The following is a 13,524-nucleotide window of genomic DNA, read 5'->3' on the forward strand; positions in this document are numbered from 1 at the left end:
TGGGAAAAGGATAGCGAGGCCCGAGGGCCATGGAGACGCGGGGGGGGCCCCCCCCCCCCCCCCCCCCGGCCCCCGGGGGGGGGGGGGGGGGGGGGGGGGGGGGGGCCGGGGGGGGGCGGCGGGGGGGGGGGGGGGGGGGGGCGCCCCCCCCCCCCCCCGGGGGGGGGGGCCCCCCCCCGACCGTCGCCGACTGCGCGGACCAGGGCCTCACCGAGGAACAGAGCGCCCGGTTCATCGGCGGCGCAACACCCCACCCCGGCGCCACGCTCACCGATCCCGCCGTCCTGACCCGTCCGTTGGGGCTGCTGCCCGCGACGTACGTGAAGTGCCTGCTCGACTGGCCCGAGCCGAGCCCCGAGGTGGCCGCACTGCTGACGGGCGAGCGATGGCGGCTGGTCACGATGGACACCGGCCACTGGCCGATGTTCTCGCAGCCGCGCGAGCTTGCCCGGATCCTGCTCGACGCGGCGGGAACGGGCGGGTGACGATGCCGAGCTCACCGGAAGAAGCGGCCACGGAACACCCGGAGATCACCTTCATCGGATGCGCGCGCTGCGGCACCCTGATCGCCGGCCTCGACGGGCGGTACGCCTGCTCGGGCTGCGGCTGGGTCAACGAGTGGACCGAGGGCCACCGGCCCCTGCCCGAGGCCCGCCGTCGGCGCTCCTAGCGCCTCTCATCCCCCAGGCACTGTCCACCGTGTGCGGAACGACGACCGACGACCCGGCGGCCGGCGCCGCCGGGCCGGCCCCCCGCGCATACCCCCCGGGCGTTACCCGCCACCACCACCGGACCGGCCCCCCCCGGCGGGGACGCCGCTCACAACCCGGCCCGCCCCCGCCGCGCGGGGGGGGGTTGGGCGCTCGGGCTTGGACTTCCGGCGCCCCCCCCCCCCCCCCCCCCCCCCCCGGGGGGGCCCCCCCCCCCCCCCCCCCCCGGGGGGCCCCCCCCCCCCCCCCGGCCGCGCTCGCTTCCCGCGCGGGCTTTCCCGTCCAGCACCTCGGTACGGGCCGCCGCGGGCGGTGACGACGCTCACTCCCGGGCCGCCGGGAGCCGGGCGGGGAGCCGTTCCAGCAGGTGCGGCGGGGTCCGCGCGCCGGAACGGAATCGCGACCGCCGCCGCCCACCACGTACACTCGCCCCCGCCTCCGCCGACCGGCGGGGGCTTTCCGCACCAGACCGACGGGGAAGATCACCGTATGAGTTCCGCAGACAGCACCGAAGCACCGATCTACGCCGGCCTCGTGGAGGAGCACGGCGACGTGCTCGCCGAAGTGCGCCGGGTGGCCGAGGAGGTCCTGCGCGAGGCCGACCGCGCCATCGACTTCGGCGCGGTACGGACGGCCGCCGGAGCCCGCTAGCGGCGAGCCGAAACCCCGGTCGCAGCCGTTTCAGGGCGGCCGTGTCCATCACGGGACGATAAACGTCCCGCAACTATTGCCATATTCTTGCGTTCGCGACGCGATGGTTTGCTGAAGAACCGTCGCCGGTGGAAGCGGGGTGAGGCCGCGGCAGGCCGGGCGTCCGATGATCGGGCCCGAAGCCGCCGCGGCCCCCGGCCACCCGCCGTGACCGCCCCGGCGGCCGTGCTTCGGTGAGCGGTCCACGCGACGGCGTGGAGAGCGCTCCCAGCCGGCCGCCGAGGGGCGGCGGACTGATCGGGAAGCCGACCGAGAGCCGACCGGAAACCCACCTCGGAACACCAGTACCAGCACCCCCTGCCGCCGCCTCTGCCCCGGCCGGGCTTGCGGACCCTGCGCGCCCCGCCACGCGCCACCGCCTCGGCCCGCACCTGCCGCGCCTCTCCGTCTCCGTAACCGCGCCGCGACGCCGCGACGCCCTGTCGCGCCCCCTCCGTGAAGCCCCCGGTCGGGCTGTCCGCCGCCCCCCGGCCGCTCCTCGCTCGGGGTCAAGTCTCCGGCCTTCCGTCAACCGTCGCAGCACTCAGCGGGCAAGGACTGTCAAAGATTTACGAAACCAACGCGACATCTTGCGGACATTCGTCGGCGGTGGTTGAGTGTGGGGCGCCGCACAGCTCGGGGCTGTGGGCTTCCCGCACTCCTGCCCTAGAGGGGTCCACCGATGAGAAGTTCTGTTCTTCGTCGTACCTGCACCGCCGCCGTCGCCGCCGCGCTGGCCGTCACCGGCCTGGCCGCCTGCAACTCCGAGGGCGACAGCGCGGCGGACGGCAAGACCCGCATCACGGTCAACTGCTGGCCCCAGCCGAGTGCGAAGATCGACCACCAGCGGTTCGACGAGGACGTCAAGACGTTCGAGAAGCAGAACCCCGACATCGACGTCACCGCGCACGACGCCTTCCCGTGCCAGGACCCCAAGACGTTCGACGCGAAGCTCGCCGGCGGTCAGATGGAAGACGTCTTCTACACGTACTTCACCGACACCGAGCGCGTCGTCTCCATCAACCAGGCCGCGGACATCACCGAGTACGTCAAGGACCTCAAGGCGTACAAGGACATAGCCCAGCCCCTGCGCGACGCCTACACCGTCGACGGCAAGATCTACGGCATCCCGCGCACCAACTACTCGATGGGCCTGCTCTACAGCAAGCCGCTCTTCACCAAGGCCGGGCTCGACCCGAACAAGCCGCCGGCCACCTGGGTCGAGGTCCAGACGGCGGCCAAGAAGATCGCCGCGCTCGGCGACGGCACCGTCGGCTTCGCCGAGTACAGCGCCCAGAACCAGGGCGGCTGGCACTTCACCGCCTCGATCTACTCCCAGGGCGGCGCGGTCGTCAGCGAGGACGGCAAGAAGGCCACGGTCGACACCCCCGAGGGCAAGGCCGTCCTGCAGAACCTCAAGGACATGCGCTGGCGCGACGACTCCATGGGCGCCAAGCAGCTCCTCATCATCAACGACACCCTCCAGATGATGGGCTCCGGCAAGCTCGGCATGTACCTCGCCGCCCCCGATAACGTCCCGCGCATCGTCAAGGAGGCCGGCGGCAAGTACGAGGACCTCGCCTTCGCCCCGATGCCCGGCGGCAAGGGCACCCTCATGGGCGGTGACGGCTACATGTTCAACAAGAAGGCCACCCCCGAGCAGATCAAGGCCGGCCTGAAGTGGCTGGAGTGGACCTTCCTCACCCCCGGCCAGGGCTACATGAACAACTACGCCCGCGCCGCGAAGGACAAGTCCCCGGTCGGCCTGCCCGAGCCGCGGCTGTTCACCGGCGCCACCGACGCCAAGGACCAGGAGCTGAAGAAGGCCTCCGCCAACGTCCCGGTGGAGAACTACCAGGCGTTCATCGACGGCGGCCAGCAGCTCGACATGAAGCTGGAGCCCAAGCACGGCCAGCAGATCTACGCGGTCCTCGACGGCGCCGTCTCGGCCGTCCTGACGAAGAAGGACGCGGACATCGACGCCCTGCTGAAGGACGCCCAGACCAAGATCGACGGAATCCTGGCCCGAGGCTGACAGCCATGAAGACCACCTACCACCCCGCAGCGCCCGTGAGAGGGCGGTCCGCCGGTGCGACGCCTCCCCCAGAGGACGCGCGCCCGGCGCCCCCCGGGCCTCTGAGCCCGCTGCGCAGGAAGATAGCCGACCAGGCCACCGCCTACGGGTTCCTGATCGGCGGCCTGCTCTGCTTCATCCTGTTCTCCTGGTACCCGGCCGTCCGGTCGGTGATCATCGCGTTCCAGAAGTACACCCCCGGCTCCGACCCCGAGTGGGTCGGCACCGCGAACTTCACCCGCGTCTTCCAGGACCCGGAGTTCGCGGCGGCCTGGCGCAACACGCTCACCTTCACCGTGCTCGCCCTGGTCATCGGGTTCGCCATCCCGTTCGTCATGGCGCTCGTCCTCAACGAACTCCGGCACGCCAAGGCGTTCTTCCGGGTCGTCGTCTACCTCCCCGTGATGATCCCGCCGGTCGTCAGCGCCCTGCTGTGGAAGTGGTTCTACGATCCGGGCGCGGGCCTTGCCAACGAGGTGCTCGGCTTCCTCCACCTGCCGACGTCGAACTGGACCAACGGCGCCGACACCGCGCTCGTCTCGCTCGTCATCGTCGCCACCTGGGCCAACATGGGCGGCACCGTCCTCATCTACCTCGCCGCTCTCCAGGGCATACCCGGCGAGCTGTACGAGGCCGCCGAACTCGACGGCGCCTCCGTCTGGCAGCGCGTCCGGCACGTCACCATCCCGCAGACCCGCTTCATCATCCTGATGCTGATGCTGCTCCAGGTCATCGCGACGATGCAGGTGTTCACCGAACCCTTCGTCATCACCGGCGGCGGCCCGGAGAACTCCACCGTCACCGTGCTCTACCTCATCTACAAGTACGCCTTCCTCTACAACGACTTCGGCGGAGCGTCCGCCCTCAGCGTGATGCTCCTCCTGGTGCTCAGCGCGTTCTCCGCCCTGTATCTGCGACTCACCCGCACCGACTGAGAGGAGCGTCGCCCGCCATGACACAGACAGCTCCGCCCCCGGTGGCCAAGCCGCCCGCCGTCCGCGCCAAGCGCACCGGCGAGACCCCGGGCGCCGCCCGCTCCGTGCGCACCGTCATCTCGCCCCTTGCCCTCGCCGGGCGCCGCGGCAAGGTCATCTACTGGTCGGTGTTCACCCTCGTCGTCCTGCTCTTCGCGTTCGCCTTCCTCTTCCCCGTGTACTGGATGGTCACGGGCGCCATGAAGCCGCCCGAAGAAGTGGTGCGCACCCCGCCCACCCTCGTGCCCGAGCAGTGGCGGGTGAGCGGCTACACCGACGCCTGGGACCTGATGCGGCTGCCGACCCACCTGTGGAACACGGTCGTCCAGGCGACCGGCGCCTGGGTGCTCCAGATCGTCTTCTGCACAGCCGCCGCCTACGCCCTGTCCAAGCTGAAGCCCGCCTTCGGCAACGTCATCCTCGGCGGCATCCTCGCCACCCTGATGGTCCCGGTGCAGGCCCTCGTCGTCCCGAAGTACCTGACCATCGCGGACATGCCGCTGATCCACGTCAACCTGCTGAACGACCCGCTGGCCATCTGGCTGCCGGCCGTCGCGAACGCCTTCAACCTCTATCTGCTCAAACGGTTCTTCGACCAGATCCCGCGCGACGTCCTGGAGGCCGCCGAGATCGACGGGGCGGGCAAGCTCCGCACGCTGTGGTCGATCGTCCTGCCCCTGTCGCGGCCCGTCCTCGGCGTCGTGTCGATCTTCGCGCTGGTCGCGGTGTGGCAGGACTTCCTCTGGCCGCTGATGGTCTTCTCCGACACCGAGAAACAGCCGATCAGCGTGGCGCTGGTGCAGCTCTCGCAGAACGTCCCGCTGACCGTGCTGATCGGGGCCATGGTCATCGCGAGCATCCCGATGGTCCTGATGTTCCTGGTCTTCCAGCGGCACATCATCGCCGGAATCAGCGCCGGCAGCACCAAAGGCTGACCGGCACGCACCACCAGAGGCTGCCCGACCGGCATCGCCAAGGACCCCTTCAGCCCGCCGCCGCGCCCGGCCTTCCCGCCCCGCTCCGGGGCGGCGGCGTCAGACCCTCCAGCTCCTCCCTGTTGCGCGGACCGGCCCACCCCGCCGGCGACCGCGCCCCGCCCGAAAGGAACCCGCCTTATGGAAGGCAGCCAGCTCGCCGCCGACGACTGGTGGCGCTCAGCCGTCATCTACCAGGTCTACGTCCGCAGCTTCGCCGACGGCGACGGCGACGGCACCGGCGATCTGACGGGCGTACGGTCCCGGCTGCCCTATCTGGCCGAACTCGGCGTCGACGCGCTCTGGTTCACCCCCTGGTACCTGTCGCCGATGGCGGACGGCGGATACGACGTCGCCGACTACCGGGCCATCGACCCCTCCTTCGGCGACCTCGCCGAGGCCGAGAAGCTCATCGCCGAAGCCCGCGAGGCGGGGATCCGTACCATCATCGACATCGTCCCCAACCACGTCTCCGACCAGCACGTCTGGTTCAAGGCAGCCCTCGCGGCAGGCCCCGGCAGCGTGGAGCGCGAACTCTTCCACTTCCGCCCCGGCCGCGGCGCACACGGCGAACTGCCCCCCAACGACTGGGAGAGCGAGTTCGGCGGGGTGCCCTGGACCCGTGTCGAGGACGGCGAGTGGTACCTCCACCTGTTCGCCACCGAGCAGCCCGACCTCAACTGGGCCCACCCCGCCGTACGCCAGGAGCACGAGGACGTCCTGCGCTTCTGGTTCGAACGCGGAGTGGCCGGGGTGCGCATCGACTCCGCCGCCCTCGTCGCCAAAGACCCCGCGCTCCCGGACCTCGAAGGACACCAGGGGCCCCACCCGTACGTCGACCGCGACGAGCTGCACGACATCTACCGGGGATGGCGGGCCATCGCCGACGAGTTCGGCGGCATCTTCGTCGGCGAGGTGTGGCTGCCCGACTCCGAGCGCTTCGCCCGCTACCTCCGCCCCGACGAACTGCACACCGCCTTCAACTTCACCTTCCTCAGCTGCCCCTGGGACGGCCCGCTGCTGCGCCGCGCCATCGACGAGACCCTCGCCGAACACGCCCCGGTCGGCGCCCCCGCCACCTGGGTCCTCTGCAACCACGACGTCACCCGCACCGTCACCCGCTACGGCCGCGAGGACACCGGATTCGCCTTCACGGCCAAGGCGTTCGGCGTCCCCAGCGACCTGGAGCTCGGCACCCGCCGGGCCCGCGCCGCCGCCCTCCTCTCGCTCGCCCTGCCCGGCTCGGTCTACCTCTACCAGGGCGAGGAACTGGGCCTGCCCGAGGCCGACGTACCGCTGGACCGCATCCAGGACCCCATGTACTTCCGCTCCCAGGAGCGGGCCCCCGGCCGTGACGGCTGCCGCACCCCGCTGCCCTGGGCGGCGGACGAACCGTACGCGGGCTTCGGCTCCACCGTGGAACCCTGGCTGCCGCTGCCCGCCGACTGGCCGGCCCGCGCGGCCGACCTCCAGGCACAGGACCCCGACTCCATGCTCGCCCTCTACCGGGAAGCCCTGCGGCAGCGGCGCTCCCTGACCGCGCTGCACACCGAACCGCTGCGCTGGCTGGACGAGGACCCGGGGCTCCTGCTGTTCGCCCGCGGCGATGCGCTGGTCTGCGCCGTCAACCTCGCCGAGGAACCCGCCGGGCTCCCCGCCCACACCGAGGTCCTGCTCGCCAGCGGCCCGCTGGACGCCGAGGGCCGACTGCCCCGGGACACGGCGGTGTGGCTGGCCGTCTGAACCGGTACGGCACACCGTCCGGGGGAGAGCCCCGGGGGGGGGGGCCCCCCCCCCCCCCCCCGGCCCCGCGCGCCGCGCGGGGGAGGCCGCCGGAGGGCGGGGAGGCGCCCCCCGCGGCGCCCCCCCCCCGCGCCCCCGCGGCCGCCGGCCCCGGGCCCCGGGGGGGGGGGGGCCCGCCCCCCCCCCCCCCCCCCCCCGGGGGGGGGCCCCCCCCGGGGCCCCCCCCCCCCCCGCCCCCCCCCCCGGGGAGAACCCGGGGAATCGACCCAGGAGGTCTGAGTACCCGCACTCAGGCCTCGCGCCCCCGGCCGCCACGACGATGAGGGCGTCGCGGGCGAAGCCGGGAAGGGCCGGTCCCGCACCGCACCGCCGCCCACCAGGACGGCCGCGCCCGCCGGACCCCGGGAGAACCGTGCTCAGCCGTATCGCCGCCACCGTCGTCCCCTCGCTCGGACGCCTCACCGTCACGTCCGACCACGCCACGGCCCCGGCCGCCGGCAGCATCATCGTCGCCAACCACACCTCCCTGGCCGACCCGGGCATCGTCCTCGCCGCACTGCTGCGCCTCGGCGTCGAACCCGTCGTCATGGCCACCGCGGGCCTCTGGCGCATCCCGGTCCTCGGCCGTCTCCTGGAGCGCGGCGGCCACGTGCCCGTGCACCGCAACACCGAGCGGGCCGCAGGCGCTCTCGACGCGGCCGCCGTCGCGCTCAGGGACGGCCGTCATCTGCTCATCTACGGCGAAGGGCGGCTGCCCTGCCGCACGGACGCGGCGGAAGCCCCGCCGGAGAGCTTCCGCAGCGGCCTCGCCCGCCTCGCGCACGCGTCCGGGGCACCCGTCGTGCCGCTCGGCCAGGCGGGCGCCCGCCGCGTGACCTCGGGCCCGTGCGTCAAGCAGATCTCCGGACTCCTCACCGCCCCGGCCCGCCGACCCCGGCTCCACGTCCACGTCGGGGCGCCGCTGCACCTCCCGCCGGAGGTCGGGGCGGCGACCGCCACGGCCCGCGCAGCCGTCACCGCCGCCTGGCGCACCGCCGCGCACCACCTCGGCGAACCCGGGGCGCTCCCCGGACGCTGACGCGTCACGCGACGGGGGAGCGGCTACGCCGCCTCCCGCGCCGTCCGCTCCAGGCGCTGCCGGTACTCCTCCCACCACGCGCGGTCGCCCGGGGGCACGTTGTCGTTGCCGGACTGCAGCCCGACCGCCCCGTCGACGAGCTCCCGCACGACGTCGGCGTGCCCGGCATGCCGCTGGAGGTCCGAGATCACATGGACCAGGATCTGGTGCAGTGTCACCCGACTCCGCTCGTCGGGCCACCACGCCACCCGGCCGACCGCGTCGAGCGGCAGCTCGGCGATCGTCGCGTCCGCGTGCTCCGTCACCCGGCGGTGCAGCGCGAGGATGTCCGCACGGGATTCGCCGGCGGTCGCCCACATGTCCTGGTTCGCCTCGGCATCGTCCCCGAAGGCGGGCACCACCTCGCCGAACGGCCGCCCGAACGTCTCGCCGAAGTAGCCCAGCTCCACCCCGGCGGCATGCTTGACAAGACCGAGGAGATTCGTACCGGTCGGTGTCAGGGGGCGACGGACGTCGTATTCCGACAGCCCTTCGAGCTTCCACAGCAAGGCATCGCGAGCGGACTGGAGATAGCGCTGGAGGTCGGCCTTCGGCTGCGAGAGGGTCATGTGCGCAGTCTGTCACCGGGAACTGACAGTGCACCCTGGTCCCCGGGCCGGGCAGCGGCGCGCACCCCGCCCGTCCCGGGGCACGTCCCGGGTGGCGGCGGCGCCCGGGACGGCGTAGGTATGGAGGCGTGCTGCTCCGAGGGCGTACGACACCACGGAGCGCACCGGTCCGTGAACGGCCGGTGACCAGCAGGCCCACCCGGCCGGACCGCCGTCGGCGTCCGCCGGGTCACCACCGGGGGCGAGGAGACGGATCCCGATGACCGAGGCAGAGCAGAGCACCCCGGTGCACGGGATTCCGTGCTGGGTCAGCCTCATGACCCGGGACCTGCGGGTTACGCAGGACTTCTACGGGGCCGTCCTCGGGTGGACCTTCCGCTCCGGCACCCTCGGCGAGGGCTTCTCCGTCGCCCACGTCGACGCCCTGCCCGTCGCCGGGATCGGACAGATCGCCCCCGGCCTGCCCACGGCCGTCTCCTGGACCCCGTACTTCGCCGTCGCGGACGTCGACACCGCCGCGGCCCGCGTCCGGGAACGGGGAGGCACCATCGCCGTCGGCCCGATCCGGATCGGCCCCGGAAGGGGAGCCATGGCCGCCGACCGGGAAGGGGCCGCGTTCGGCTTCTGGGAGGGGCGGACCCCACCCTGGTCGTTCGGCCGCGACAGCGCGCCGGCCTCCCTCGAACTGCGCACGAGCCACGCCTTCGACTGCGCGATCTTCTACGCCGAGGTGTTCGGCTGGGCCTCCGAGGAGCCCGGCGGCTGCGAGGTCGGCTACGCCTACCAGCAGGACACGGTCGTCGTACGGCAGGGCGGCCGCACCGTGGCCACCCTGCGCGGCGGCGGCGACGCCTCGTCCCCCGACCCCCGGCTGCGCCCCCGCTGGCACGTCCGCTTCCAGGTCCAGGACCTGGCAGCGGCCACCGAGGCCGCCCGCGCCGCGGGCGGCACGGCCGGCCCGCCGGCGGACTCGACCGCAGACGGATCCGAAGTGGTGATCAGGGATCCCGACGGCGGCATCTTCACGGTGTGCGCCCACCCGGAGTAGCCGCCGTCCGGGACCTCAGCAGGTGCGCAAGACGTACCCCGGCCGCCCGGCCGGGACGACGTCGAGATCCCGGCGCACCACGGAGACCGTCGATCCCACGGACGAACAGGCCTTGCTGAAGTCCCGGTCGGTGTACTCGACGACGAAGACCCTGTCGCCGTACGCCGAGGCGTAGTCGGCGCACTCGTCGTAGCGGCCGCACTCCTCGGCGACGGCGAAGTCGAACCCGATCTCCTTCCGCTGCCCCAGCAGGTCCGTGGTGTTCTTCTGGCCGATCGCCAGACCGGCCGCGTGCGCGCGGTCGGCCAGGAGCTTCGCGAACGCGGCGTTGTGCGCCCGGTTCAGCAGCCCTTCGGACCGCTCGTAGGAGTCGAGGTTGTCGGGCTCCACCGCCTGGAAACCGGACGTCGCGCAGCCGTCGATCCAGCCGCCGACGATCTTCGCCAGCCGGGTGCGCTTGCCCTCGGTCGAGGTGTCGAGCAGCGCCTCGCCCCAGGCGTCGTCGTTCACCAGCTCGCCGTCGCCGTCGCGCAGCAGCAGATCGGGGTCGTTCTTCTCCCACCAGTCCAGAGCGTCGGGCTGGGTCTGGAAGGCATTGACGTAACAGACGTTGTAGAGGCCCTCGGCCGGCTTGGCGGTACGGTCCCGGGAGAGCGCCTCGACCCCGGCGGGCGGGGTGTACGCGCCGCCGATCTGGTAGTCGAAGGCCGCGTTCGCCGTGGGCGGCACGACCTCCGGCGCGGCCTCGGCTGTGGAGCCCGTCGCGGAGGCGTGGGACAGGAGCAGCCCCGCTCCCGTCGCCAGAGCGGCCCCGCCGGCCAGTGCGGCGAGGGTGCGCTTGCGGCGCAGCAGAGAACGGACGGCGTGCTGGGGCATACGTACTCCCGTGCGTGGGCTTCGGACCTTCCCCCGCATCATGGACCGCCGATCATGAGCGAATCGTGAGGGCCGGGCCCCCGCCGCGCCGCCGGCCCGCCCGCGACCGGTCGGGTGCGAGCCGCAGCACGAACTCCGCGCCGCCGCCGGGACGGGCCCGGACGGTGAGCGTCCCCCGGTGGACCTCCGCGATCCGCCGAACCAGCGAGAGACCGATCCCCGTGCCCCCGCCCGGCGAGCTGAACCGCTCCATCAGCTCCAGCAGCCGGTCCGGATCCACCCCCGGACCCCGGTCGGCGACCCACACCTCCGGCCCGCGCACCGTCACCAGCAGCCCGGCCAGGTCCGGCGCGTCGGCCGCCCGGCCGTGCCGTACCGCGTTGTCCAGCAGATTGCGCACGGCGACGCGCACCAGTGCCGCGTCGGCCTCGACCACCGACTCCGCGAGCCGCAACGTCGGGCGGGGCCCGTCCCCCGGCAGCTCCGTGCACACCTCCTCGACGAGCTGGTCCAGCCGCAGCGGCTGCGCCCGTACGACGTCCACGGCCGCCTCCAGCCGCCCCCGGGCCAGAAGGTTCTCCACGACGTCGGCCATCCGGTCCGCCGCCCGCCGGATCCGGGGCAGGTGGGCGTCGAGACCGCCCGGAGCACCGGCGGCCACCTCCACCGACCCGCGCATCACCGCCACCGGGGTCCGCAGCTCGTGCGCCGCGTCGGCCAGCAGCCGTTCCTGCTGCTCCAGCGCCTGCCAGGCCGGCCGCATGCTGCGCCCCGAGAGCACGTGCCCCGTCACCGCGGCCAGTGCCGTCAGCGCACCGGCCCCGACGACCAGGGACAGGACCAGACTGCGGTGCTCGGCCGCGCCGCGCTCCGGATCGCCGACCGCGACGGCCGCGCCCGCCACCGCGTCGGTGGCGTCGTGGTAGAAGGGCACGGCCAGCAGTCGCACCGGCTCTCCCGAGCGGTCGCGCGCCTCGGCCCGCACCGGTCCCTCCTCGTCCATCGCCGAACGGGTCACCGCCCGGATCTCCCCGGCCGGCACGGCGAACTGCGCGGTGCGGCCCCGGAACACGGTGACCGGATCACCGCCGGGCCGTCCCTCCAGCACCAGGATCTGCGGGGTTCCCGCGGTCGCCTCGTCGTCCCCGAGACCGTCCAGCCGGATCCGGTCGTCCTCGTAGTAGACGAGCGAGGCGGCGACGGACGCCCGGCGGCGCATCTCGTCGTACTCGGCGTCCTGCCGCGCCCGGTCGTCGGTGCGGATCACTAGCCAGGACAGGCAGGTCAGCCCGACGACGGTGATCAGGGTGTACGCGGCGGTCAGCCGCAGCTGCAGCCGACGCAGCCGCTTCCTGGCCGGGGAGCGGTGAGGCTTCACGGGCTTCGCCATCAGGACGGCCCCGGCTCCGCCGACAGCAGGAACCCCCGGCCGCGCACGGTGTGCACCAGCGCGGGCGAGCCGAGCTTGCGCCGCAGGCCGGCGACGACGGCGTCCACCACGTTGGAGACCGGGTCGGCCATCTCGTCCCAGCAGTGCTCCAGCAGCCCGGTGCGGGTGACGACGGTGTCCCGGTTGACCAGGAGCTGCTGGAGCACGGCGTACTCCTTCGGGCTCAGCGACAGCAGCACACCACCGCGCCGCACCTCGTGCCGTGCCACGTCCATGACCACGTCCGCACAGCCCAGGAAGGAAGGCAGCCGCACCGGCGCCCGCCGGCTCAGTCCCCGGACCCGCAGCACGAGCTCACGCATCGCGAACGGCTTTGCCAGATAGTCGTCCGCCCCGCTCTCCAGCCCCCGCAACCGGTCGTGCAGGGAGTCCAGGGCGGTGAGGCACAGCACGGGCACCGACCACCCGGCCCGGCGCCTGCCCTCCAGCGGGGCGAGGGTGTCACCGGAGGGCACCAGCCGGTCCAGCACCACACAGTCGTACGCGTGGACGTGCAGCAGTTCGTCCGCCTCCGGCCAGTCGGAGGCGCAGTCCACGGCGAAGCCCCCGTTCCGCAGACCGGACGCGATCACCTCCCGCAGGTCGTCGTCGTCCTCCACCAGCAGCACACGCATGGGGAGGATGCCTCCGAGTCTTTTCCGGGGGAGAGGCCCGCCAGTCTAGGACGTCCCGCGCATCCGGCCCGAAGCGGCCGGTCAGGCGGGTGACGCCTCGATGATCTGGAAGATGTTGGGTGCGGGCAGCGGCGTCACGCTCCGGAGGGCGAACCCGCCCGCCGTGCACAGGGCGGCGAAGTCCTCCGCGGTCCGCTCCCGGCCGCCGACGTTGACGAGCATGTTGAGGTCGCTGAGGTAGACGCCGCCCGGCGGGTCCGCCGGCACGGTGGCGGGCAGCACCGGTTCGACGATCAGCAGCGAGCCGTGGGCGGGGATGACCTCGCGGATGCGCCGCAGGATGGCCGCGCGCAGCAGACGCAACGTCGCCTGCGGATGGGTGCCGAAGGAGCCGGCCAGCGCGTCGGCGCTCGACTCGCCCGCTCCGATCCGGTCGAAGACCCCCAACCGCACCGCCGTGCCCAGCGCTTGGGTGGCCATCTGGCCCAGCACGAGCCGGGACACCGCCCCTCGTGCCTGCCAATCCACCTCCGCATCGCGGCCGTTGCCCGGAACCTGATCGTGACGGTCGGTCATCATTCGCCCCTCTTCAGCCAGTTAGGTAAACCTAACCTTGCGTGGGGTGGGTGGCTCGCCCGTCGGTGGGGCGCCCGGGGACTTCGCCGACGGTGGGCGGGCGGGGCGG

The 13,524-nt window shown here is 73.2% G+C and carries 13 protein-coding genes and 2 pseudogenes (1 of these 15 running past the window's edge); 10 read left to right on the plus strand and 5 right to left on the minus strand.

Annotation, left to right across the window (positions count from 1 at the left end; translation table 11 throughout):
* The 9 genes and pseudogenes from JS521_RS36405 to JS521_RS03105 all read left to right on the plus strand — a co-directional run.
* A pseudogene (locus JS521_RS36405) lies at window positions 1-22 on the plus strand (alpha/beta fold hydrolase); its annotated part reaches 476 nt to the left of the window's first position; the annotation flags it as partial.
* A 139-nt stretch (window positions 23-161) separates the two neighbouring features.
* Window positions 162-485: pseudogene (locus JS521_RS03070) on the plus strand (alpha/beta hydrolase); the annotation flags it as partial.
* A complete protein-coding gene (locus JS521_RS03075) occupies window positions 482-670 on the plus strand; it encodes a hypothetical protein (RefSeq protein ID WP_372448548.1) in 189 nt (62 codons plus the stop codon). The pseudogene JS521_RS03070 and the gene JS521_RS03075, both read left to right, overlap by 4 nt.
* A gap of 529 nt (window positions 671-1,199) precedes the next feature.
* Complete coding sequence (locus tag JS521_RS03080) at window positions 1,200-1,361, plus strand: hypothetical protein (RefSeq protein ID WP_205081148.1); 162 nt, start codon at window positions 1,200-1,202, stop codon at window positions 1,359-1,361.
* A gap of 721 nt (window positions 1,362-2,082) precedes the next feature.
* Window positions 2,083-3,435 carry an ABC transporter substrate-binding protein gene (locus tag JS521_RS03085; protein WP_205081149.1) on the plus strand — a complete coding sequence of 451 codons (1,353 nt, stop codon included), beginning with the start codon at window positions 2,083-2,085 and terminating at the stop codon, window positions 3,433-3,435.
* Between the two features lie 5 nt (window positions 3,436-3,440).
* Window positions 3,441-4,409 carry a carbohydrate ABC transporter permease gene (locus tag JS521_RS03090; RefSeq protein ID WP_205081150.1) on the plus strand — a complete coding sequence of 323 codons (969 nt, stop codon included), beginning with the start codon at window positions 3,441-3,443 and terminating at the stop codon, window positions 4,407-4,409.
* Between the two features lie 17 nt (window positions 4,410-4,426).
* Window positions 4,427-5,383 carry a carbohydrate ABC transporter permease gene (locus JS521_RS03095; protein ID WP_205081151.1) on the plus strand — a complete coding sequence of 319 codons (957 nt, stop codon included), beginning with the start codon at window positions 4,427-4,429 and terminating at the stop codon, window positions 5,381-5,383.
* 180 nt (window positions 5,384-5,563) lie between these two features.
* Window positions 5,564-7,165, plus strand: a complete 1,602-nt coding sequence (locus JS521_RS03100) for a glycoside hydrolase family 13 protein (RefSeq protein ID WP_205081152.1) — start codon at window positions 5,564-5,566, stop codon at window positions 7,163-7,165.
* A 412-nt stretch (window positions 7,166-7,577) separates the two neighbouring features.
* A complete protein-coding gene (locus JS521_RS03105) occupies window positions 7,578-8,243 on the plus strand; it encodes a lysophospholipid acyltransferase family protein (RefSeq protein WP_205081153.1) in 666 nt (221 codons plus the stop codon).
* 23 nt (window positions 8,244-8,266) lie between these two features.
* Here JS521_RS03105 and JS521_RS03110 read toward each other — a convergent pair whose 3' ends face one another.
* The gene (locus tag JS521_RS03110; protein ID WP_205081154.1) at window positions 8,267-8,851 is read right to left on the minus strand and encodes a DinB family protein; all 585 of its coding nucleotides are present in this window, start codon (window positions 8,849-8,851) and stop codon (window positions 8,267-8,269) included.
* 259 nt (window positions 8,852-9,110) lie between these two features.
* On the opposite strand from JS521_RS03110, the gene JS521_RS03115 reads away from it, so the two are divergent.
* Entirely contained in the window at window positions 9,111-9,899 is a 789-nt protein-coding gene (locus JS521_RS03115) for a VOC family protein (RefSeq protein ID WP_205081155.1), read from the plus strand.
* A gap of 15 nt (window positions 9,900-9,914) precedes the next feature.
* Here JS521_RS03115 and JS521_RS03120 read toward each other — a convergent pair whose 3' ends face one another.
* From JS521_RS03120 to JS521_RS03135, 4 genes are all read right to left on the minus strand, one after another.
* Window positions 9,915-10,775 carry an endo alpha-1,4 polygalactosaminidase gene (locus tag JS521_RS03120; protein WP_205081156.1) on the minus strand — a complete coding sequence of 287 codons (861 nt, stop codon included), beginning with the start codon at window positions 10,773-10,775 and terminating at the stop codon, window positions 9,915-9,917.
* Between the two features lie 52 nt (window positions 10,776-10,827).
* A complete protein-coding gene (locus JS521_RS03125; RefSeq protein WP_205081157.1) occupies window positions 10,828-12,165 on the minus strand; it encodes a sensor histidine kinase in 1,338 nt (445 codons plus the stop codon).
* Complete coding sequence (locus tag JS521_RS03130; RefSeq protein WP_205081158.1) at window positions 12,165-12,839, minus strand: response regulator transcription factor; 675 nt, start codon at window positions 12,837-12,839, stop codon at window positions 12,165-12,167. Before JS521_RS03130 ends, JS521_RS03125 begins: the two co-directional genes overlap by 1 nt.
* Before the next feature lie 81 nt (window positions 12,840-12,920).
* Entirely contained in the window at window positions 12,921-13,415 is a 495-nt protein-coding gene (locus JS521_RS03135; RefSeq protein WP_205081159.1) for a methyltransferase, read from the minus strand.
* Window positions 13,416-13,524 lie beyond the last annotated feature (109 nt).

Origin of the sequence: Streptomyces durocortorensis, from assembly GCF_016901035.1 — a bacterium.
GTDB lineage: Bacteria > Actinomycetota > Actinomycetes > Streptomycetales > Streptomycetaceae > Streptomyces > Streptomyces durocortorensis.